Source organism: Mesorhizobium sp. B2-3-7, assembly GCF_006442695.1.
In the GTDB taxonomy this organism is placed as follows: domain Bacteria; phylum Pseudomonadota; class Alphaproteobacteria; order Rhizobiales; family Rhizobiaceae; genus Mesorhizobium.
In genome coordinates, this window is the sequence record NZ_VFVV01000010.1 from 71437 (window position 1) to 92317 (window position 20881).

A 20881-nucleotide genomic window follows, 5' to 3' on the forward strand; every position below is an offset into this window, starting at 1 on the left:
CGCTACAGATGTCCAGGTTGCGCAGATCGGACAAGCGCAAGCAATGTCGTCCGCCGTCGGTGGAGGTGGTCCCCCACCAGAGGGCCGGTGGACGCTCCCTTCCAGCGTAAATGTACAGGCATTCCTTTGCTTGGGAGTGGCATGTCTTGGTAGCGTCATTCTGGTCTCTATTGTTGCCGTGTTGATTGCTCTTATGCAATTTCAAGGGCGGCTTTTGATGGCGCAGCCGAGCCTTACTGCTGGACGCCTTGTATATTTTGTTGCTCTTGAAAAAAACTTGGATGAAGTGACTACATCTATGTCTAATAACTCGAAGGCGTTGGAGCGAGAGGGATTAAATTTATCAAAGAATCAGAATGAGCTAAGCTTCAGGATAAATCGATTGTGCGCTGCTTTTGCAACGTTGCCTATGGAGGATGGCTATTTGTCGAGATGCGAGGCATTTCTGTCAAGGATTCCATTCGATTTTATACCGCAGCAATTCGATGCGATGCAGAAGGCTTTGAACTATGACGTCCATTCGCCCGAAAAGAACCAGGAGGTGGCTGTCGTACCTCATTTAGAAAAGGATTCACTTGATAAAATCGAAGCTAAATTTGCCAGATACATGGGAGATCCGTTAATTCAGGGTCAGAAATTTTCTGAGTTCGAATATCTTTACGCATCAGACATTTCAGCTATAGCGTTCCTCAATCAAGCGTCGGCATTGAGATTGCAACCTCTCTATACGATTGCACGAGCGCACTATCTAGAAGACTGTGCGTATAGGAGTACATTGGCTAGACAATTAAGGCGCTACAGGGACATTGAGGAACTGAACTGTTCTGGCGTTCTACCTGTTGAGCAGATCACCGTGCCCGCGTCAGTTCTGCCGAGACAGGCAACCGGGCAGAGTCAGTCGGGCGGTGTCGGCGGACCTGCTCCGCCGGCCGGGCAGGCCAAGAATGCCGAAGGCGGCGGCGGACCTGCGCCGGCCGGGCAGGCCAAGAATGCCGAAGGGGATGGGGTTCGGAGCAATGAGCCCCCGAATCCAGGTTCAGAACTGCTTGGCCTCAACAGAGGAACCTACGAGGTTCATGGACAACCGGAGCAGCTGCTAGGACAGCCTCTTTCTTCGTCGGGCCCGATTGGAAGCTCCGTTAGCGACGCATTGGACATATCAACCGCGGGCAATAACGGCCCTGGTCAGCTTCAAAGGGACACGATTTCTGCAGAGCAACAGAGGGACTTTGATCTGGTTTCGAGTTACCGATTTTATGACCGACTTTCACCGAGATTGCTTGAGAGTCTTATAATGAGTCCGAGCGAGTTCTTAGCTCTACTTCTAGTATGTTTCGGTGGAATCCTGGGCGCTTTTTTAAAGATAATCTTTTCCGTTTATACGTCGAGCAGGGATCCAGATTTTCGCGACTTATTAGTTGGTCCCATACTTGGGCTAATCTGCGCCTTGGTGTTATACATTCTGCTTCGTGCCGGTTTTATTGCTATAACAGATCATGCCGAACAGGCTGGCTCTACGAGTTTGAGTCCCTTCGTGATTGTTTTTGTCTCGTTGACAGCAGGTCTATTATCCGAGCGATCAGTTGCAGTACTGCAGCGATCAAGTGCGACATTGCTAGGTGCGTCAGATTCATCCGAAATCAGCCGGTGGGCCGTCGGGCTCAAAGGCGCACTATTGCGCACAGGAATTAGCGTCGAACAACTTGCTGCTCGGTTGCGACTGGTTCCAAAAGTTGTTCAGGATTGGACAGAAGAAGTCGAATCCGTTCCAGCTCCACAACAGCGAGACCTATCCCTCATTCTAGATACCTCACCCCGATTACTTTTTACGGATCTGCCGCCTTCATGAGTTTCGTTCATTGCGAGATGATGTATCCTTGAAGGGCCCCGCTGGAGGTAGGGCAGTAGCAAGGCCCTCCGACCGGGCCCGGTAGAGCCATCCAACAGGAGCCGTAATTTGTATAGCATAGTAAACGAGACGGCTGCTGAGGGAACTGCTGCTGAGGGAACTGCTGCTGAGGGAACTGCTGCTGAGGGAACTGCTGCTGAGGGAACTGCTGCGGGGGGAACTGCTGCTGTTGGAACTGCCCTCCGTACGGCTGTTGAGGATAAGGAAGGATTGGGGGTGGCCTCGGTGGAACGTCAAATTGCGCGTGAAGCGTTGCTGGCAGCAATGTAGCCACGACCGCTACCATTGCAAACGGCGTCCGATTGTTTCCAAAGGGTTGGAAGAACGCAATCGACATGCCTGCCTCTCAATTCGTCCGCCCACGCGTAAAAAGTCCAAAGGACTTTCGTGCCCAAACGCAGGAACTCGCGGGCTTCAGTAATTTCGTGCCCTGTAAGGCTATCGTATCCTAGGCTGTTGCGATCTCGCAGACAACGCTATCTGTCGAATGTGTATAATTTTTCTGGTAGCTCAGTAAACCAGCCCTTTGTCACCATTCCTCGTTGAAGGCTCGCGCAGCTAGACCGAACACTTGATTCGTCCCGTTCAGCACGCTGCTGGGCTGGGCATACATGTCGCTCGACCAGGTCGGCGAGAGCAGCGCCAATCCTTTCGAGGGCAACGCCAACGATGTGCCGATTTCGCAGATCTGCCGCGACATCGAGATCGAGATGCGGACCGGGCTCGGCGAGGTCGACCTTCCCGCGCCATTGCTGCCTGTCAACGACATCGCGACGTAAACGCCAGCGCGCTTGGCGGCGATGAGCAGGGCGAACGGCCGGCTTCATTGCGCCTGGGCGGCGCGCCGCTCCGCCGTCGAAGCGTCAGGTCTTTTCGGGCGTGCACCAGGGGCAGCCCTTGGCGGGTTGCGACGGCTCGTCGCCGCGCCGTGTCGGCTCCGCCTCGATCGGCTCCCGTGTGTCGGGACCGTGCGTCTCACTCGTCCGTGTCATGGTTCTTCTCCTTGATGGGTTGCATCGGCGATTCAAACTGGTTGCGCAATGCTCTGTTTTTGCAGAGTTTTCTCCAAGCGCTTTGCTTTCTCCCGGCCCGCCTGCCTGTTGGAAATCACGCGCAGCCAAGGCGCCAGATGGAAGGCGCTCATCAGCAGGTACATGGCCGGCATGCCGGTGAGCGGCGAAGAGGTGCCCATGCACAGCATCGCCGCATCGCCGCCGAAGATGCCGGCCAGCAGCGCCATCAGGGCGAAGATCGGCGCTGCGGCGAGGCCCAGCCAGTCGGCGATGCCGAGGCGGGCCGCGTCCTGATCGGGACAGCGGCGGGCGTCTGTATGGATGTCGCTCATGTCTTTCTCCTCGGTTGCGCATTGGCGCAAGCCCGGAAAGCAGCAGCAGTTCTGGGAAAGCTGCCGCCTTGTGAAGAGCGTCCGGCCGCGCTTGCGTGGACCCGGCGCTCTAGCCAGGCTCTACTGGGCGTCCTTGTTGCGGAACGCCGCCTCGCCGGCAGCAGACACTTCGTCCCATTTCCTGTCCGGCGCGGTGTCTGCGTCGTAATTGTCGCTCCAGTTCCACCATTTGTAGGTCGGGGTCTGCGGATAGCCTTCGGGCGAGTCCTCCCAGATCTCCTGGCGGCCGAGCGGCGTGGCATCGAGGTAGCTCCAGACGGTGCCCATCGCCTCGTCGCCGCGGTTGTTGATCAGGTAGGTGCGGAAGATGCGGTCCCCGTCGCGGATGAAGACGTTGTGGCCGTGCCATTCGTCGACGCCGAAGTCTTTGTCGAAGCTGTCGGTGATGGTGTACCAGGGCATTGCCCAGCCCATCCGCTTCTTCAGCCGCGCAATGTCGGCCTGCGGCGCGCGCGAGGCATAGGCCAGCGTGGTGTCGCGGGCGTTGAGATGGGCGAGGTTGGAGACCTGGTCGGCGCCCAGCGAGCAGCCGCGGCAGGCGTGATCGGGCCAGCCATACACACCCGGCTCGAAGAAGGCGCGGTAGACGATCAGCTGGCGGCGGCCCTCGAACAGGTCGAGCAGGCTCGCCTTTCCGTTGGGTCCTTCGAACGTGTAATCCTTCTTGACGGCCATCCAGGGCATGCGGCGGCGCTCGGCGGCCAACGCATCCTTGGCGCGGAGCGTCGCCTTCTCCTTTACGAGCAACTGCTGGCGCGCCGCCTCCCATGCTTGCTGGGAAACGATCGGCGGTGTGTGCATTTGCTTGGTCATGGCTTTTGCCTCGCTGTTCCGGTTTGATGTGACGCGACTGACATAGCGCCGGACAGCGGGATGGTGAGAGTTACAAGTGTGGCGGGATTCGCCATGGCGGGATCTTGATGGATTCGCTGATCACGGCCGCGGGGCTGTTGCTGGCGGCGGGTGACCCGCTCGGCGCGCTCGACCGCGTGGCGCTGCGCGAGGACGCGCCGGGGCTGGCGCTGCGCGGCATCGCCATGGCGCAACTCGGCGATCTCGACCGGGCCAGGGCGCTGCTGCGGCGGGCGGGGCGCGCCTTCGGACCAAGGGAAGCGGTGGCGCGCGCCAGATGCGTCATCGCCGAGGCCGAGATCGCGCTGGTTTCGCGCGACCTCGGCTGGCCGGCCAAGGCGCTCGATGCGGCGCGGGCGACGCTGGAAAAGCAAGGCGACCGGCTGAACGCCGCGCATGCGCGGCACCTGGAAGTGCGATTCCTGTTGCTGATCGGCCGTCTCGACGAGGCCGAGCAGGTGCTGGCCGGGCTCGATGCGACGCCGTTTCCGCCGGCTTCGCGGGCCGCGCACGAGCTGGTCGTCGCCGGCATCGCCATGCGGCGCCTCAGGACGAAGACCGCGCGCGCGGCACTCGAGCGGGCCCGCCACGCCGCATGGCGGGCCGGCATTCCCGGACTGATGGCCGAGGTCGACAGCGCGTTCCGGGTGCTGGCAACGCCGGCGGCGCGGCTGATCGCGAACGGCCAGGAGCATCCGCTGCTGCTCGAGGAAGTCGAGACCTTGCAGGCATCGGAAGCGCTGGTGGTCGACGGTCTTCGTTATGCCGTGCGCAGACAGGAGGCGCGGGCCTCTCTGGCGACGCGCCCGGTGCTGTTTGCGCTGGCGCGCGCGTTGGCCGAGGCCTGGCCCGGCGACATGCCGCGTGCGGCGCTCATCGCCAGGGCCTTCGGCGGCAGGCACGCCGATGAATCGCATCGCGCCCGGCTGCGGGTCGAGATCGGCCGGCTGCGCGCCGAGCTGCGCGGGCTGGCCGACATCCAGGCGACGAAGCGCGGTTTTTCGCTGGCGCCGGAACGGGGCGGCGAAGTGGTGGTGCTGGCGCGGCCTCTCGAGGAGCGGCATGCGGCGGTGCTCGCCTTCCTCGCCGACGGCGAAGCCTGGTCGAGCTCGGCGCTGGCGCTGGCGCTCGCATCCAGCCAGCGCAGCGTGCAGCGCGCGCTGGAGCAGCTTGCCGAGACCGGCAAGGTGCAATGGTTCGGCCGCGGCCGGGCGCGCCGCTGGATGACGCCGCCGGTGGCGGGTTTCACGACCACCTTGTTACTCCCGGCGCCGTTGCCGAGCGGCTAGGAATGGATCACACGATCAAAAGGTGAGGATGAAGACATGAAACATGCGGCGGCCGAAATCCTGCGTGAATACGGCCCCTTTGCGGGCGTGGACAGCGTGCATGGGGTGAGCTTCGATGGGCAGAACGTCTGGTTTGCCTCGGGCAAGGGGCTCACCGCCTTCGACCCGGAGAGCGGGCAGGCGGTGCGCTCGATCGATGTCGCCGCCCATGCCGGGACGGCCTATGATGGCCAGTACCTCTACCAACTCGCCAAGGACCGGATCCAGAAGATCGATCCCGGCACCGGCGCGGTGCTGTCCACCATTCCGGCGCCCGGCGGCGGCGGCGATTCCGGCCTCACCTGGGCCGAGGGCACGTTGTGGGTGGGGCAGAACCGCCAGCGCAAGATCCACCAGATCGACCCCGAGACCGGGGCGATCCTGCGCGTCATCGAATCCAACCGCTTCGTCACCGGCGTGACCTGGGTCGATGGCGAGCTGTGGCACGGCACCTGGGAAGGCGATCAGAGCGATGTGCGGCGCGTCGACCCGGAGAACGGAGACGTGCTGGAACGGCTCGACATGCCGCCCGGCAAGGGCGTGTCGGGGCTCGAATCCGACGGCGGCGACCGCTTCTTCTGCGGCGGCGGCCCGGGCGGCGTGGTGAGGACCGTGCGCCGACCGAAATGAGGGCTGATCTTTGCGGTGAGCTCACGTGCCGACGCCTGCGGACAAGCGACAGGAGCATCGTCTGTGTCGATCACAGATTCGGCAATTTGTCCGCCGCCGGCTGGCCGTTGCCCGATGCCGGGCCTAGATAGGCTGGACCATCTTCGCAGAGGACCAGACCATGCCTGAACAGATTTCGTTGAACGACGGCTCGACCATTCCCCGGCTCGGCCTTGGCGTGTGGCAAGTCGATCCCGCTATCACCGCCAAGGTGGTGGGTTGGGGGATCAAGGCCGGCTACAGGCTGATCGACACCGCCGAAGGCTACCAGAACGAGAAGGGCGTCGGGGAGGCGATCCGGGGCGCGGGCGTGCCGAGGGGCGAGCTGTTCATCACCTCGAAGCTGCGCAACGGCGCGCACCAGCGCGATGCCGCATTGCGCGCCTTCGAGGATACGATGGACAAGCTCGGTATCGAACAGATCGACCTGTTCCTCATCCACTGGCCGGTGCCCAGCCAGGACAAATATGTCGAGGCCTGGCAGACATTGGTCGAGCTGCAGAAAGCCGGCCGGATCAAATCGGTCGGCGTGTCGAATTTCAACCGGGATCACCTGGAGCGCATCATCGGCGAAACCGGCGTCACGCCAGCCGTCAACCAGATCGAGCTGCATCCGCGTTTCCAGCAGCGCGAGATCAGGGAGTTCCATGCCCGGCACAACATCCACACCGAAAGCTGGAGCCCGCTCGGCAGCGGCAGGCTGCTCGGCGACGCGACCATAGCAGGCATCGCCGCAAAGCACGGCAAGTCCGCGGCGCAGACGATGATCCGCTGGCACCTCCAGGAAGGGCTGATCGTCATCCCGAAATCGGTCCACCAGGACCGCATATCGGCCAATTTCGACGTCTTCGATTTCGAACTGGACGCGCAGGACCTGAAGGCCATCCGCGGCATGGATTCAGCCGATGGCCGCGTCGGGCCGAACCCTGCGACGGCGGCGTTCTTGTTTTGAGGCCACCAACGTTTTTACTCTACGGCGCCCCCCTCTGTCCTGCCGGACATCTCCCCCACGAGGGGGGAGATCGGCTGTCGTGAATGCTTTCGCCAATTTTCAACTTTGAAAAATGTGGCGCTGGAGCCAAAGCTGCCAATCTCCCCCCTTGTGGGGGAGATGCCCGGCAGGGCAGAGGGGGGCGCTGTCCCGCCAGCCTGTCAGGGCGCGTCTGCCAAACCAGCCGCGATAACGATATGCTGGCAGACATTGTCTATGTCGCGGATGACATCGTCATTCCAGAAGCGCAAGACGATCCAGCCATCCTGTTCCAAGCGTTTGGTTCTGGCCTCGTCAGCATTGGCAAGACCCGGGTCGCCATGTTGTGAACCGTCGACCTCTGCAATCAGCTTTTTCTCCGGGCAGGCGAAGTCTACGATGTAGCCGGCGATGGGGAATTGCCTGCGAAAGCCCAGGCCCATCAGCCTATGCGCACGCAGCTCGTTCCAGAGCTTTAGTTCGGCATCGGTCATGATCCTGCGCATCGATTTCGCGTTAGCGCGGTGTCTTGGGGGCAAGGGTGTGTGTGGCATGGTGTGAGAGGCTTGATGCTGAAGTTGGTCACCAACGTTTTTACTCTACGGCGCCCCCCTCTGTCCTGCCGGACATCTCCCCCACAAGGGGGGAGATTGGCAGCTTTGGCTCCGGCGCTACATTCTTCAACGTTGAAGATTGGCGAAAGCATTCGCGACAGCCGATCTCCCCCTTGTGGGGGAGATGCCCGGCAGGGCAGAGGGGGGCTGTCCCGCCGGCGTCTCAGGAGATCAGCAGCTTCAGTGCCTCAAATCCCCGAGCCGTCGAGCTGCTGGGCGTCGTCGCCTTCCCAGGGCGAGGGCATGGAGGCGCGGGCGAGGTTGGCCGAGGGCATCGGCATCCAGCATTTCAGCTCGGGCTCGGCATATTCGACGATGCGGCCGGGCGAGGAGTCCGACGCGCGCCAGCCTTCTTCGCCGAACTGGTCGCCATCCGACCAATAGGCGAGGTCGACTTCCGCCGGCCCCTGCTCGGACGGCCGGACCGTGACGAGGATCCGGCTGCCGTCCTTGGGCGCGCTTGACATGTGGCGCCAGCGGTCGGGCTCATCCATCGCTCATCCTCCTCGGGATCCATTGCCATGCTTCGAGAGGGATAGTCGCCTCGCGTCCGGAAGCGGTCAACCCGGACTTTTCGCAAAACCGGTCCTTGCGGTCGCGACCTCATTGTCGGATTCGATCGGCGCTATCCGTCCTTGTCGTGCATGCCGCAACAAGGAGCGAGGCGATGGCGAGTGACAAGGTCGGGCCGAAACCGCACGGGGCGGACGCGGAGATGAAACTGTTCTTCAGCCGCAACCCCAATCCGCGCCTGGGAGTCGCGGTGGCCCGTCACCTCGGGGCGAAGGTCGCGTTCGAATTCGCTTCGCCCATGGCGCCGGGGCAGGCGGCGCGGTTCCGTCCGCTCAATCCCAATCTTTCCCTGCCCTTGCTGGCCTGGCCTGGAGGGAGCCTCTGGGAAGCGGACGCCATAGCCTGCCGGCTTTCGCACGACATGGGTTCGGATTTCTGGCGCGCGGGCGACGACGAACCCGAGATGATCCGTTGGCTGAGCTGGGGCAAGGAAGAGTTCGTCAGGGCCTGCGACATCGTGCATTTCGAGCGCGGCACCAAGCAGCGCTATGGCATCGGGCCGATCGACGCGGAAAAGGTCGCGGAGGGACTGGAACAGTTCCACAGGACGGCGCCGATCCTCGAGGCGGCACTTGGCCGGCGGCCATGGCTGGCCGGGACTTCGGTCTCCTATGCCGATTTCCGCATGGCGACGTTCCTACCCTTCAACGACGCCGCCCGCTTGCCGCTCGGCGACTATCCCCAAATCGAGCGCTGGTATCGCCGGCTCGAAGAGATCGAGGCCTGGCGCGATCCGTTCCAGGGGCTGGACGCGCCCGCATTGGCACCGGTCCCCCCGGACGGTGATGCCCGCGTGAGACGACGCGGGAGCGGTCGACCAGGCTTCAGGGCTTGAATCGCGATTCCGCTTCAACTGCTTGTTTTCACGTGCATCCGAAACGATTGCGCGCTTGTCATGCGATCGTTCAGCCCGCCGGATGTTCGCATCAGGCAGGCAGCATTCGCACAACTGTGCGCAACGCCCAACCGGCGGCCATCGGCGCTCGACGCTTTGCAATCGGATTGATAAGTCCCTCTGCGAAGGAGCGGCTGAGTCTGACATGACCGTTGCGATCGAGATGGGACAGACGACCGCCGGCGCGCCGGCGGCGCTGGACCTTGAGGAACTGCTGGCGACGCGGCTTTTGGTGCAGGGCAATTCGGGCTCCGGCAAATCTCATTTGTTGCGCCGGCTGCTGGAGCAGAGCGCGCCCTGGGTGCAGCAGACCATCATCGACCCCGAAGGCGACTTCGTGTCGCTGGGCGAACGCTTCGGCCATCTGGTGATCGATGCCGAGGAACATACCGAGCGCGGGTTGCAGAGCGCCGGCGAGCGGGCGCGCATCCACCGCGTCTCCACGGTGCTCAATCTCGAAGGGCTCGACGCCGAGAACCAGATGCGGCGCGCCGCCGCCTTCCTCGGCGGGCTGTTCGAGGTGGCGCGCGACCATTGGTATCCCATGCTGGTGGTGGTGGACGAGGCGCAGCTTTTCGCGCCGGCGGTGGCCGGCGAAGTTTCCGACGAAGCGAGAAAGCTTTCGCTCGGCGCCATGACCAATCTGATGTGCCGCGGCCGCAAGCGCGGGCTTGCCGGCATCATCGCCACGCAGCGACTGGCCAAGCTTGCCAAGAACGTCGCGGCCGAGGCTTCCAATTTCCTGATGGGCCGCACCTTCCTCGACATCGACATGGCGCGCGCGGCCGATCTGCTTGGCATGGAGCGGCGGCAGGCGGAGGCTTTTCGCGACCTGGAGCGCGGGCATTTCATGGCGCTGGGCCCGGCGCTGTCGCGCCGCCCGCTCGGCCTGCGCATCGGGCCGACGGATACGAGCCCGCGCAACGGCACGCCGCGGCTGATGCCGTTGCCGGAAGCGGCGTTAGAGGATGCCCGCGCGATCATCCTGGCGGCACCGCCGCCGGAGGCCGTGCGGCCGCAGCGGCGGGTGACGTCGCCGGACTTGCTCGACCAGCTGATGGCGGCGAAGTCGGCGGCGCTGGAGATCCGCCCCGAACCGGCCGAGCCGGCGCCCAGCGCCGAGGACCTGGCGGAGCGGCGCGAGCGGATGGACCGCATCCTGCGCGCCATATTGGCGGAGCCCGACGCGGGCTTCCGCGTCATCGGCGTGCTCTACCAGGAGTTCGTGGTGCGCTGCCGCATCGAGGGGCTGGCGTCGGTCGTGCCCGATCTGCAGGAGTTCCGCCGCATGCTGACGCGAGCCCGCGCCGGCGTGGGTTCCGATATGGCCGAGGACGATGCGTGGCGCGACGTCTCCGTGCGCGCTTCGCTGCTGCCCGAGGACATGCAGGGCGTGTTCATGATGATCGCCCGCGCGGCAAAGGAAGGCTGGCCCTGCCCGAGCGACGCCGCGATCGCCCGCGCCTATGGTTCGCACTCCATGCGCCGCGCCCGGCGCCTGCTCACCTACATCGAGGAGCAGGGCCTGATCGTGTGCCAGCTCGACGGTACCGGCCGGCGCACCGTCACACTGGTGGAACTCGCCTGGGCGACGGCGCCGGGCGACCCAAATGCGGCGCCGGGCGACCGCAACGCGGCGCCGGGCGATCCCAATACCGAGGAGACGGAGCAGGGTAGCCTGGCGCTGTGATGGCGTGGGCGGGACGGTTGCGGTTGTCCACTGGAACATAACGAGAACATGTGATACTCTATCGCATCGGTGAGTCTTGCGCGGTACGGTCGAGGGCGATGGGAAAAATTTCACAGATTCGTGGGTCGAAATTGCCTGCCGTCTTGCGCTCGGTGGCTGATGCATTGCGAGCGGCGCGCGCGGAGCTGTCGAAGGCTCGCCTTCTGGCACGCGCATGGTGCGAGACGATCGACGAATGCGACCGCGAAACCTATGCGGTTTCGCTGACCCGGCGCGCGCTGGAGGCCTTGTCGGCGGCCCTCGGCATTTCTCCGGCGATCTGCCCCTCGCTCGCCTTCGAAACGGAAGCGCTGGACGAGCCGGCCTCCGCGCTTGCGCACAGCATCGGAGAGACCGCCGCGCGGCTGCCGATCCTCGAAGCGCTGCATCTCGTCACCAGCCTCTATCCGGTCCTGCTGCCGACCAGGGAGCGCGGTGAGCGCGGTGCCTTCTACACGCCGCCGGCGCTGGTCAACCGCCTGCTCGACCAGGCCGAGGAAGAGGGCCTGGACTGGCGCAGCGCGCGGGTTCTCGATCCCGCCGCCGGAGGTGGGACGTTTCTGTTTCATGCCGCGCACCGAATGATCGCCGCGCTCGGCGATTGCGAGCCCGCCTTCGCGCTCAGCCATGTCGGCACCAGGCTTGCCGGTTTCGAGCTCGATCCTCTCGCGGCGCGGCTGGCGCAAGGCGCCCTGGAGATCGCGCTCGCCGATATTGCGACCAGGGCCGGGCGCGCCGCCCCGGCCATGGTGACGGCCTGCGACACGCTTGAAGCCGATCCGGAACCCGTCTTCGATCTCGTCGTCGGCAATCCGCCCTATGGGCGGGTCTCGCTGCCGTCGCAATTGCGCGAGCGCTATGCGCGCGGCCTCTACGGGCACGCCAATCTCTACGGCGTTTTCACCGATGCCGCGTTGCGCTGGACCAAGCCTGGCGGCCTTATCGCCTTCCTGACGCCGACAAGCTTTCTCGGCGGCCAATACTACTCGGCGCTGCGCAGCCTTCTGGCCAAGGAGGCGCCGCCCGTCGCGATCGACTTCGTGCATGCGCGGCGCGGCGTTTTCGAGGATGTGTTGCAAGAGACGCTGCTTGCCGTCTACGTCAACGGCGCCGAGCCGCGGCGCGCGCAGATCCACTACCTGACCGTCGCCTCCGAGACCGAGGCCGGGATTGCCCGCAACGGCACGATTGGCTTGCCATCCGACCGCGCCATGCCCTGGCTTGCGCCGCGCACGCCGGAGCACAGCCGGCTCATCGCCCAGGCCGAGACGATGACGCATCGCCTTGCCGACTGGGGCTATGGGGTCTCGACCGGCCCGCTGGTCTGGAACCGCTTCAAGGGTCAATTGCGCGATCGCGCCGGCGGCAAGGGGGTGCATCCGTTGATCTGGGCCGAAGCCGTGACCGCCGACGGCCAGTTCGCCTATCGCGCGCGCAAGAAGAACCACGCTCCCTACTTCAAGCTGGAGGCCGGCGACGGCTGGCTGCTTGTCGAGGCGCCCTGCATCCTCGTCCAGCGTACCACCGCCAAGGAACAGGCCCGGCGCCTGATCGCCGCCGAACTTCGCCAGGAATTCATCGATGCGCATGGCGGCGTCGTCGTCGAAAACCATCTCAACATGGTCCGCGCGACCGGCGGCATCAAGGTGCCGGCGGCGGTGGTGGCGGCGCTTTTGAACAGCCGCGTCGTCGATGATCTTTTCCGCTGCATCAGCGGCAGCGTCGCCGTTTCCGCCTTCGAGCTGGAAGCGCTGCCGCTGCCGCCGCCCAAGAGCACCAGCACGTTGGCGAAGCTCGTCGCAGCCGGTGCAACGCGCGAAAAAATCGAGGCGGAATGCAGCCGCCTCTACGGTGAGCCTGCATGACGGCACGGCCGCCCTATGCGACGCGCGATCTTGTCGCCGGGCGCTTGCCGCTGATCTTTCCGGAAGGCACGCCGAACCGCATCTATTGCATCCGCGAACTTGCCGCCAGCACCGTGTTCGCCGCTCTCTACATCGGCGCCGTCGAGGGTTCGGGGCGATTCCTGGGCCCTGTCCATGTTTATCGCATGACCCGCGAGCAGGCGGCGCTGGCGGACGATGCAGATCGCGATGCCTACGCCGCAACCGTCCTGCGCAAGAACGGCGCCGTCGCGGGATCACGCTGGTACGCGGACAATACGCGCGAGCCCATCCGCGACGAGACGCTGCGGGACGGGCTGGTGGCGATCGGCTCGGTGCTGCGTCGCGAGGATCTGCCGACGACCTCGGGCCAGCCCCGCTATGCGCTGAGGGCGGCATTTGCAGCCCTGTTCGACCCGGCGCTGGAAGGCGAGGCGCTGGAAACCGCCATCGCGGACTTCCAGGAAACGCATCTCAGCAAGGGCGCGCTGGCCCGCGTGACCATCATGCGCGCCGGCGCTGTCGCCAACACCGCCGGCATCCGCGTCACGTTTCCGAACGGCGACACCAGGCTTTTGGCGCCGGGACCGAGTTCGGTCATCGCGCAAGCCGTCATCGAGGTGTTCGCCAAACGGTTTCTCGCCGCCCCCGCCATGTTGTGGCTGAGCGAGAGCGGCAACAAGGTGGTCCTGCGCGACGACGCCATCGCCAGTGCGATCGGCCTCAAGATCGAGGCCGACAGGAACTTGCCCGACATCATCCTCGCCGATCTCGGCCGCAAGGAGCCGTTGATCCTGTTCGTGGAAGTGGTGGCGACCGATGGCGCGATCACGGATCGCCGGCGCGATGCCCTCCATGCTGTCACGGACGCGGCCGGTTTCGACCGAAAACAGATCGCGTTCCTGACCGCCTATCAGGATCGCCAGTCCGCCGGCTTCAAGAAGACCGTCGCGCAGCTTGCCTGGGGCTCGTTCGCCTGGTTCGTCTCCGAACCCGGCCAACTCCTCGTGCTTCATGACGGCGCGGCCGACGGGCGTCCATTCGGCAGCTTGCCTTGGACAGTGATGTAATAACGCTTCCCCAGCGTCACTAGGACAGCCGGTCGATACACGGATTATCCGGTGTTGCGCTCCGTTGGCGGCCTAGCCTGCTATGTTTAATGTTGGAGTTATTGTATAGGAATAAGGTCTGGCGAATAGCACTTCGTTTGTTGGGAACGAGTAGCATTTCGTTTGATGGCGAGGGGAGCGCCAAACGATGAAGTTCAACTTCGATGGACCTCCAGTGGATGAATCCGAGGCTGACATCCCGCTCGCCTGCCAGCGCCAATTGTTGCCTCTCGTGGGCGAAATCGTCGAGGCGGCTGTCGCGGCCGGCTGGGACAAGGATGATGTGCTTCTGGCTTTTGTGGAACTCGCGTGGGATCTTTACGAAAAAGGTCGCGGGGACCCGCAATAGACGGCCGTGAACGACTGGCTCCGCGCCGCGCCGTTGCGTGCCACTGATGCCGAACAACGCTGTCGAACCACAGGGCCGACACAGCCTCGCATGTGAACTCCTCCTTCGTGACCGATGCGTTGCCGGCTTACGCCCGGGCCGACGAATCCGGAAGCGAAGATCCGTCAAGGCTCTTCGCTATTGACAGAAATGCTGCTGAACTTCCTTCGACGGTCAGTTCTTCTTTCTTATCTCGAATAAAGAATTTTCTTTGCGCGTGGAAGTTCTTTTCAATTCGAGGCGTGTGCGTTACGTTGATTCCGGGTCAGGGGAAGGGGATACCAAGCGGCGGTAAGCCGGCTGAGGCAACACGTATGAAACATGCGGGCGGGGCTCGGGAAAGCGGCGATTCCCAGGGCGTCGATCAAGAGCGGACAGCTCGATACGTCCTGGATATCATTCCGGAAAGTGCTGGTCCCAGAAGAGCCACCGCCCGCGGAAGCGTCATCTATTCCGTCCGCAGTCCGGGATCGCAGAAATTCCTGGCCAGGGAGCATTCCACGGGGATTGTGCTGAGGCCGGCACGCAAGCTGAGAGCCTCGCTCGGCAGTGACAGGATCACGCAGTACGATGCGCCGGTCGGCTGTCTCGTCGTCAATCCGGCGGGCGTCGACAGCACGCTGGCCTGGTCGCAGACCAGGGAGAACGCCGTCGTTTCGATCTCTCCCGAAGCGCTGTCCGAGCTGGCGGCCCATGAGTTCGACCTCCCGGACGTCAAGCTCGAGCCGCCCGCGTTCGGCACGGTTGACCTGAGGGCGCTCAACATAGCCCAGATGATCACTGCCGAACTGACCGACAGGCTGCCGCCGAACGAGCTCTATCTGGACTCGCTGCTGACGGTGTTCGGGGTGCATCTGCTGCGCGGTTATACGGGTCGCAAGAGGCAGGCCGCGTCGCCCAAAGGCGGGCTCTCCGCCGTTGGCGCCCGACGCGTGCGAGAGTATCTCGACCAGAACTTCGTGCGGAAAGTCATGGTCGCCGAGCTCGCGTCGGTCGCGGGGGTGTCACCAAATCATTTCATAGCAAGGTTCGCCGGGACATTCGGCATGCCGCCGCATCGGTATCTGATCAACCTGCGCCTCGATCTCGCGGAAAAGCTGCTGGCCGGCGGAGAGTTGCCGATTGCCGAAGTCGCCTACCTTGCCGGATTTTCGGATCAGAGCCACCTGGCCGCGACCATGAAGAGATACAGGGGAAGGACGCCAGGCGGGCTGGTGACGCTTTCCGCAGGAATTGAAAGCCCGACCATGGCAAAGTAGCAACAGCTGCTGGCCAGCGATCCAAGACCGGAATTTCCTACAAGGCTTCCGGAGTTTTTTAAAATACGTCCGTCACCACCTGTGCCCCAAGCTTTGCTGGAGTCATTTGGAATGCCATTCAGTTCGCGCATTGCTTGCCATCCGGCCGGATCGATCACATGAGCGGGGTTGGCGATGCGGGCCCGCTTCGATCAATCACGAATTGTTTTTCAGGGGAACGGGGAGGGAGGCCTCGGGTTGAAGTTCATCTGGGAAATATCGGGAGGCCGAAAAATGCCGGGCGATGATGGTCCCCCCGGATCGGTATCCGGAGCCAATCCGGCCCGGCAGCCGCTGCTCAACGTGAAGGGCGGGCTTTCCGTCCGCAGTGCGCGCAAGGTGCAGGAGTTCCTGAACGAGAACTTCTCGCGCAAGCTGGCGCTTGCCGAAATGGCCGCCGTCTGCGGATTTTCATCGTACCACTTCGTGCGCGCCTTCTCCAAGACGTTCGGCATGCCGCCGCATCAATATGTTCTCGATCTCAGGCTGGACTTCGCGGAAAGACTTCTTGCCGACAGCCGCATGACCATCGCCGACATCGCCCATCTCAGCGGGTTTTCGAGCCAGAGCCACTTCACCACCATGATGAAGAAATACCGGCAGATGACGCCGATGCAGGCGCGGGCGGGCAAGTTTAACGCAAAGATTAGATGAAGCCGCGCTCTCGTCATTATTTGATTACTTGATTTTAAAGCAGTTGCTAAGGTAACGAGCCGTTAACCTCCGCGTATATGCTCGTATCTTTTCTCACAAGACAGCAATTTCGTGAAATACCGCGAAGGGGAATCATGTCTTCCTGCTGTGGAGTGGAAGTGTCAGACATTTCGTGCCGGCCAGCGGAGAGGGAACCATGACCGACAATCATATTTCGGGCGGCCATATTTCGGGCGGCTCGCTCCTTGTTCAGCGCCGTGCGGCGCATTTCGCCAGTCACTGGATCGCGAATGGCGATCCTCGGTCCCGCTCGGCCCGGCGCCGCTTGATGGCGGTCCTGCGCATGGCGCATCGTGCGCTCGGCATGGGGCGCAAGCGCCTGGGGTTGGGAACGCTGGGCGTCGGCGGGGCGCTCGGGACCGCCGTGACGCTGGGCGCCTTCGCCATGGGTATGGCCGCGACGCCGGCTCAGGCGCAATATCAGGCCGGCGGCGGGTCCGCGACCGCTCCCGAGGCCATCGCGGTCGGAAACGGCTCAAACGCCAGCCTTAACTGGGCCATAGCGCTCGGCTTCCAGGCCCAATCGACGGCGCAATACGGCGTCGCCATTGGTCGCACCGCGTCGGCCACGGGCACCGGCGGCGCAGTGGCGATCGGCTCCGGTACGATTTCAAACAATATCAACACGGTAGCGATCGGCGTCGCCGCGGGTGCCACTGGGGCCGGGGCCAGCGCGCTGGGCACCAACGCCCAAGCTTCGGGAGGGAACTCCACCGCAGTCGGTGTCAGCGCCACGGCCAGCAACAACTATGCCTTCGCCGCTGGCTACGGGTCCGTAGCCAGCGGGCTGCGCAGCACTGCGATTGGGCAGTTCGCAGGGGCGTCCGGGCTGGACGCTGTTGCACAAGGCACCAGCACCGTTGCGAACAGCCAAAATGCCGTCGCCGTCGGCTTCCAGTCGACCGCAACCGCGATAAACGCCGTCTATCTCGGCTCGCGCACCGCTGCCGGGACGGGAGCCTTGGCCCAGAGCGCCATTGCTATCGGTACGGACGTGACGGCGTCTCAGGTCGACACCACCGCAATCGGACGCCAAAGCAAGGCAACGGGAACGGGCGCCACGGCGATGGGTAAGAACGCCAGCGCCTGGGGCAACCAGTCCATTGCATTCGGTGTGGGCGCGCAGGCAGGCGTGCAGGCCGACACGGCCGTGCCCAACAGCATCGCCATCGGCACCAGCGCGCTTGCGAATAAGAACAACGCGATGGCGCTCGGCACGCTGGCCAATGCCACGGAGGACGGTGCCATCGCCATGGGCTCCTCTACCAACGCGACAGCCACGCAGGCCGTGGCGCTTGGCGTTTCCGTCAACGCCACTGGCGCCGGCGCCACCGTGGTGGGCAGCGCAGGCTCCACTGCGTCCGGCGCCTACTCCATTGTGGTAGGCGCCACCAGTACCGCGAGCGGAGCCAATTCCATCGCCATCGGCCCCTCGACCAACGCGACGGCGGCTAACACCATCGCCTTGGGCGCCAGCGCCAAGGCGGATTCCGCCGAAGCGGTCGCCATGGGCACCAATGCGGTAGCGACCGGCGGCAAGGCCGTCTCCATCGGCTCCGGCAACACCGCCTTTGGCGACGGCGCGGTCTCGATCGGCGACCCGAGCTATGCCAGCGGCACCGGCGCCTTCACCGGCGGCGCCAACAACATCGCCAACAGCGACGGCACGGCGACCGCCACCGCGGCCAACATGGCCAACGGCGCTGTCGCGATCGGCAACAGCAACAAGGCGATCGGGCAGGGCTCGGTCGCACTGGGCAACGGCTCGACGGCGGGCGCGGCCGGCCTCGCCGGAAATGTCGCGCTCGGCGATGGCGCGACGGCGGCGGCAAGCTCCGGCGACGTGGCGCTCGGCTCGGGCTCGGTGACCACCACGGCGGTCGGCACGGCCAGCGGGGTGGTCAACGGCACCACCTACGCCTTCCAGGGCACCAACCCGACCTCGACGGTCAGCATCGGCGCGGCCGGCGCGGAACGCACCATCACCAACCTGGCGGCTGGGCGGATCAGCGCGCTCTCGACCGACGCCATCAACGGCTCGCAGCTCTTCGCCACCAACCAGGCGGTCGATGCCATCGGCGCCGTCGTCAACAACATCAATGTTGGCGGCGGCATCAAGTATTTCCATGCCAACTCGACGCTGGCGGATTCGCAGGCGCTGGGAGCCGATTCCGTCGCTGTCGGCCCGAATGCGGTCGCCAACAATGCCGGCGATGTCGCGATCGGCCTGAATTCGACGTCGGGCGCCACGACCAATGTCGGCGGCACGACGATCGGCGGCGTCAACTATACCTTCGCCGGCGGCACGCCGGCGGGCGCCTTCTCGGTCGGCTCGGCCGGCGCCGAGCGCCAGATCCAGAACGTCGCCGCCGGACAGTTGAACGGCGGTTCGACCGACGCGGTCAACGGCTCGCAGCTCTTCGCCACCAATCAGCAGGTGACGGCCAACACCACCGCCATTTCCAATATCGGCGCAGGCGTGACCAATCTCGGCAACACGATCAACAACATCACCGGCGACACGTCGACCGTCTTCACCGACGCCAATGGCGAAGGCATCCGCTATGCCCGCACCAATGAGTTCGGGCTGGCGCAGACCGATTCCTTCGCCCAGGGCGTCGGCTCCACAGCGGTCGGCTACAATGCGACCGCCACCGGCGTCAGCGCGCTGGCGCTCGGCCGCGACAGCAATGCCAGCATCGACGGCGGCGTGGCCCTCGGCTCGGGTTCGCTCTCCGATCGCCCGATCGCTCCGGCTACCGGGCAACTGCCCGCCGGCCCATCCAACTTCATCCAGTACAACACCACCGACAAGGCGCTGCTCGGCGCCGTTTCGGTCGGCAACGCCACCTCCTACCGGCAGATCACCAATGTCGCCGACGGCACGCAGGACCAGGACGCGGTGACGGTGCGCCAGCTCGCGGGCGCCATCGCCGCCGTGTCGGCCACCTCGACCAAGTATTTCCATGCCAATTCGGTGGCGGCCGACTCGCTGGCGGTCGGCGCGGAATCGGTCGCGGTCGGTCCGACCACGGTCGTCAACGGCGATAACGGCATCGGCATCGGCAACGGCGCCATCGTCGACCAGACGGCGCCCGGCGGAACCGCGATCGGCCAGAACGCCCATGTGATGCTGGCGGACGGCCTGGCCTTCGGCACCAATTCGCTCGCCTCCGGCATCCAGTCGGTGGCGCTCGGCGCCGGCGCGCAAAGCACCTTCATCAACAGCGTGGCGCTGGGCGCGCAGTCCATCACCTCGGTCGGCGCGCAGGCCGGCTACGCGGCCTTTGCCCTGACCGCTCCGCAGACCTCGGTGGGCGAGGTGTCGATCGGCGACGCCGGAGCTGAACGCAAGCTCACCAATGTCGCGGCGGGCTCGGCCGACACCGACGGCGTCAACGTCTCGCAGCTGCGCGGCGTGTCGCAAAACGTAACCAACCTGTTCGGCGGCAACACCACGCTCAACCCCGACGGTTCGATCACCGGGCCGACCTACACCGTCCAGGGCAACACCTACACGACCGTCTATGACGGGCTCACGGCGGTCGACAATGCCTTGACCACCATCAGCAATGGCGGCGGCATCAAGTACTTCCACGCCAATTCGTCGCTGGCCGACAGTATCGCCGGCGGCACCGACGCCGTGGCGATCGGGCCCGAAAGCGTGGCGAGCGGCAACGACAGCCTGGCCGCCGGCCATGGCTCTACGGCTACCGGGGCGGGCGCCGTCGCGCTCGGCCAGGGCGCGCAGGCCAACAACGCCAACGATGTGGCGCTCGGCTCCGGCTCGGTGACGCAGACCGCCGTCGGCACCTCCAGCACCGTCATCAACGGCAAGACCTATGCCTTTGCCGGCACGACGCCGACCGGGACAGTCAGCGTCGGCGATGCCGGCGCGGAGAGGACGATCACCAATGTCGCTGCCGGACGGATCGCCGCCGACAGCACCGACGCGATCAACGGTTCGCAACTCTTCGCCTCCAACCAGGCGATCGAGGCCCTGCAAACCGGCGTCGGAAATCTCAACCAGAATGCGGTGACGTATGACACGCAGGGCGGCGCCAAGACGAACACCATCACGCTGCAAGGCGGCGACGTCAACGCGCCGGTCGTCATCTCCAATGTCGGACCCGGCGTCGCCGGCACCGACGCGGTCAATGTCAACCAGCTGACCAAGGGCCTGGACACCGCCATCAGCACATCCAACAGCTATACCGACAAGGTGGCGGCCACGACCCTGCAACAGGCCAACGACTATACCGACCAGAAACTCGGCCAGCTGAATTCGGACATCAGCGGCATCCGCGACGAAGCCCGGCAAGCGGCGGCAATCGGCCTTGCCGCAGCCTCGCTGCGCTACGACGACCGTCCCGGAAAGCTGAGCGTCGCGGCGGGCGGCGGCTTCTGGCGGGACGCCAGCGCCTTTGCCTTCGGCGCGGGCTACACCAGCGAGGACGGCCGCATCCGCGGCAACGTCTCGGGCACGGCGGCGGGCGGAAATGTCGGTGTCGGCGCCGGCCTGAGCTTCACGTTGAACTGAGGCGG

17 protein-coding genes and 1 pseudogene are annotated in these 20881 nt (G+C 64.4%); 13 read left to right on the plus strand and 5 right to left on the minus strand.

Annotated features, from left to right (window positions below):
- Nucleotides 1-43 precede the first annotated feature (43 nt).
- Complete coding sequence (locus FJ940_RS20020) at nt 44-1849, plus strand: hypothetical protein (RefSeq protein WP_140657662.1); 1806 nt, start codon at nt 44-46, stop codon at nt 1847-1849.
- A 650-nt stretch (nt 1850-2499) separates the two neighbouring features.
- Nucleotides 2500-2688, plus strand: a pseudogene (locus tag FJ940_RS20030) (hypothetical protein); the annotation flags it as partial.
- Nucleotides 2689-2772: 84 nt separating this feature from the next.
- On the opposite strand, the gene FJ940_RS29020 reads toward FJ940_RS20030, so the two are convergent.
- The 3 genes from FJ940_RS29020 to FJ940_RS20040 form a co-directional block, all read right to left on the minus strand.
- A complete protein-coding gene (locus tag FJ940_RS29020) occupies nt 2773-2901 on the minus strand; it encodes a hypothetical protein (RefSeq protein WP_263483591.1) in 129 nt (42 codons plus the stop codon).
- Between the two features lie 32 nt (nt 2902-2933).
- Nucleotides 2934-3254, minus strand: a complete 321-nt coding sequence (locus tag FJ940_RS20035) for a hypothetical protein (protein WP_140657666.1) — start codon at nt 3252-3254, stop codon at nt 2934-2936.
- A gap of 120 nt (nt 3255-3374) precedes the next feature.
- Nucleotides 3375-4127, minus strand: coding sequence for a DUF899 domain-containing protein (locus tag FJ940_RS20040; RefSeq protein WP_140556445.1), 753 nt, complete (start codon nt 4125-4127; stop codon nt 3375-3377).
- Nucleotides 4128-4234: 107 nt separating this feature from the next.
- Here FJ940_RS20040 and FJ940_RS20045 point away from each other — a divergent pair, with 107 nt between their 5' ends.
- The 3 genes from FJ940_RS20045 (at nt 4235) to FJ940_RS20055 (ending at nt 7115) form a co-directional block, all read left to right on the plus strand.
- Entirely contained in the window at nt 4235-5455 is a 1221-nt protein-coding gene (locus tag FJ940_RS20045; protein ID WP_140657668.1) for a helix-turn-helix domain-containing protein, read from the plus strand.
- A 36-nt stretch (nt 5456-5491) separates the two neighbouring features.
- The gene (locus tag FJ940_RS20050) at nt 5492-6124 is read left to right on the plus strand and encodes a glutamine cyclotransferase (protein WP_140521471.1); all 633 of its coding nucleotides are present in this window, start codon (nt 5492-5494) and stop codon (nt 6122-6124) included.
- A 160-nt stretch (nt 6125-6284) separates the two neighbouring features.
- Nucleotides 6285-7115 (plus strand): aldo/keto reductase, encoded by an 831-nt coding sequence (locus FJ940_RS20055; protein ID WP_140657670.1) that lies wholly within the window; start codon nt 6285-6287, stop codon nt 7113-7115.
- Between the two features lie 200 nt (nt 7116-7315).
- Here the strand turns inward: FJ940_RS20055 and FJ940_RS20065 are convergent, their stop codons facing one another.
- Nucleotides 7316-7687, minus strand: coding sequence for an endonuclease domain-containing protein (locus FJ940_RS20065; protein ID WP_140521473.1), 372 nt, complete (start codon nt 7685-7687; stop codon nt 7316-7318).
- 248 nt (nt 7688-7935) lie between these two features.
- The gene (locus tag FJ940_RS20070; protein WP_140500102.1) at nt 7936-8241 is read right to left on the minus strand and encodes a hypothetical protein; all 306 of its coding nucleotides are present in this window, start codon (nt 8239-8241) and stop codon (nt 7936-7938) included.
- Nucleotides 8242-8462: 221 nt separating this feature from the next.
- Here FJ940_RS20070 and FJ940_RS20075 point away from each other — a divergent pair, with 221 nt between their 5' ends.
- From FJ940_RS20075 to FJ940_RS20110, 8 genes are all read left to right on the plus strand, one after another.
- On the plus strand, nt 8463-9155 hold the full coding sequence (locus FJ940_RS20075; protein ID WP_140657785.1) for a glutathione S-transferase family protein: 693 nt from the start codon (nt 8463-8465) through the stop codon (nt 9153-9155).
- A gap of 205 nt (nt 9156-9360) precedes the next feature.
- A complete protein-coding gene (locus FJ940_RS20080; protein WP_224619410.1) occupies nt 9361-10905 on the plus strand; it encodes an ATP-binding protein in 1545 nt (514 codons plus the stop codon).
- 131 nt (nt 10906-11036) lie between these two features.
- Nucleotides 11037-12809: an N-6 DNA methylase gene (locus tag FJ940_RS20085; RefSeq protein WP_246671060.1), complete on the plus strand. Its 1773-nt coding sequence runs from the start codon at nt 11037-11039 to the stop codon at nt 12807-12809.
- On the plus strand, nt 12806-13897 hold the full coding sequence (locus FJ940_RS20090) for a BsuBI/PstI family type II restriction endonuclease (RefSeq protein WP_140622960.1): 1092 nt from the start codon (nt 12806-12808) through the stop codon (nt 13895-13897). Before FJ940_RS20085 ends, FJ940_RS20090 begins: the two co-directional genes overlap by 4 nt.
- Nucleotides 13898-14084: 187 nt before the next feature.
- Entirely contained in the window at nt 14085-14285 is a 201-nt protein-coding gene (locus FJ940_RS20095) for a hypothetical protein (protein WP_140500096.1), read from the plus strand.
- Nucleotides 14286-14392: 107 nt separating this feature from the next.
- Complete coding sequence (locus FJ940_RS20100; protein WP_224655996.1) at nt 14393-15583, plus strand: AraC family transcriptional regulator; 1191 nt, start codon at nt 14393-14395, stop codon at nt 15581-15583.
- Between the two features lie 174 nt (nt 15584-15757).
- Nucleotides 15758-16276 (plus strand): AraC family transcriptional regulator, encoded by a 519-nt coding sequence (locus FJ940_RS20105; protein WP_140500094.1) that lies wholly within the window; start codon nt 15758-15760, stop codon nt 16274-16276.
- 196 nt (nt 16277-16472) lie between these two features.
- Nucleotides 16473-20876, plus strand: a complete 4404-nt coding sequence (locus FJ940_RS20110) for a YadA-like family protein (RefSeq protein ID WP_140657674.1) — start codon at nt 16473-16475, stop codon at nt 20874-20876.
- Nucleotides 20877-20881: the final 5 nt, after the last annotated feature.

What these genes read in the sequence shown, in the direction of transcription:
- FJ940_RS20065 (WP_140521473.1), bottom strand. Translation starts at nt 7,687, where the DNA reads ATGCCACACACACCCTTGCCCCCAAGACACCGCGCTAACGCGAAATCG.
- FJ940_RS20020 (WP_140657662.1), top strand. Translation starts at nt 44, where the DNA reads ATGTCGTCCGCCGTCGGTGGAGGTGGTCCCCCACCAGAGGGCCGGTGG.
- FJ940_RS20045 (WP_140657668.1), top strand. Translation starts at nt 4,235, where the DNA reads ATGGATTCGCTGATCACGGCCGCGGGGCTGTTGCTGGCGGCGGGTGAC.
- FJ940_RS20080 (WP_224619410.1), top strand. Translation starts at nt 9,361, where the DNA reads ATGACCGTTGCGATCGAGATGGGACAGACGACCGCCGGCGCGCCGGCG.
- FJ940_RS20110 (WP_140657674.1), top strand. Translation starts at nt 16,473, where the DNA reads ATGACCGACAATCATATTTCGGGCGGCCATATTTCGGGCGGCTCGCTC.
- FJ940_RS20095 (WP_140500096.1), top strand. Translation starts at nt 14,085, where the DNA reads ATGAAGTTCAACTTCGATGGACCTCCAGTGGATGAATCCGAGGCTGAC.
- FJ940_RS20105 (WP_140500094.1), top strand. Translation starts at nt 15,758, where the DNA reads ATGCGGGCCCGCTTCGATCAATCACGAATTGTTTTTCAGGGGAACGGG.
- FJ940_RS20070 (WP_140500102.1), bottom strand. Translation starts at nt 8,241, where the DNA reads ATGGATGAGCCCGACCGCTGGCGCCACATGTCAAGCGCGCCCAAGGAC.
- FJ940_RS20055 (WP_140657670.1), top strand. Translation starts at nt 6,285, where the DNA reads ATGCCTGAACAGATTTCGTTGAACGACGGCTCGACCATTCCCCGGCTC.
- FJ940_RS20035 (WP_140657666.1), bottom strand. Translation starts at nt 3,254, where the DNA reads ATGAGCGACATCCATACAGACGCCCGCCGCTGTCCCGATCAGGACGCG.
- FJ940_RS20075 (WP_140657785.1), top strand. Translation starts at nt 8,463, where the DNA reads ATGAAACTGTTCTTCAGCCGCAACCCCAATCCGCGCCTGGGAGTCGCG.
- FJ940_RS29020 (WP_263483591.1), bottom strand. Translation starts at nt 2,901, where the DNA reads ATGACACGGACGAGTGAGACGCACGGTCCCGACACACGGGAGCCGATC.
- FJ940_RS20040 (WP_140556445.1), bottom strand. Translation starts at nt 4,127, where the DNA reads ATGACCAAGCAAATGCACACACCGCCGATCGTTTCCCAGCAAGCATGG.
- FJ940_RS20050 (WP_140521471.1), top strand. Translation starts at nt 5,492, where the DNA reads ATGAAACATGCGGCGGCCGAAATCCTGCGTGAATACGGCCCCTTTGCG.
- FJ940_RS20090 (WP_140622960.1), top strand. Translation starts at nt 12,806, where the DNA reads ATGACGGCACGGCCGCCCTATGCGACGCGCGATCTTGTCGCCGGGCGC.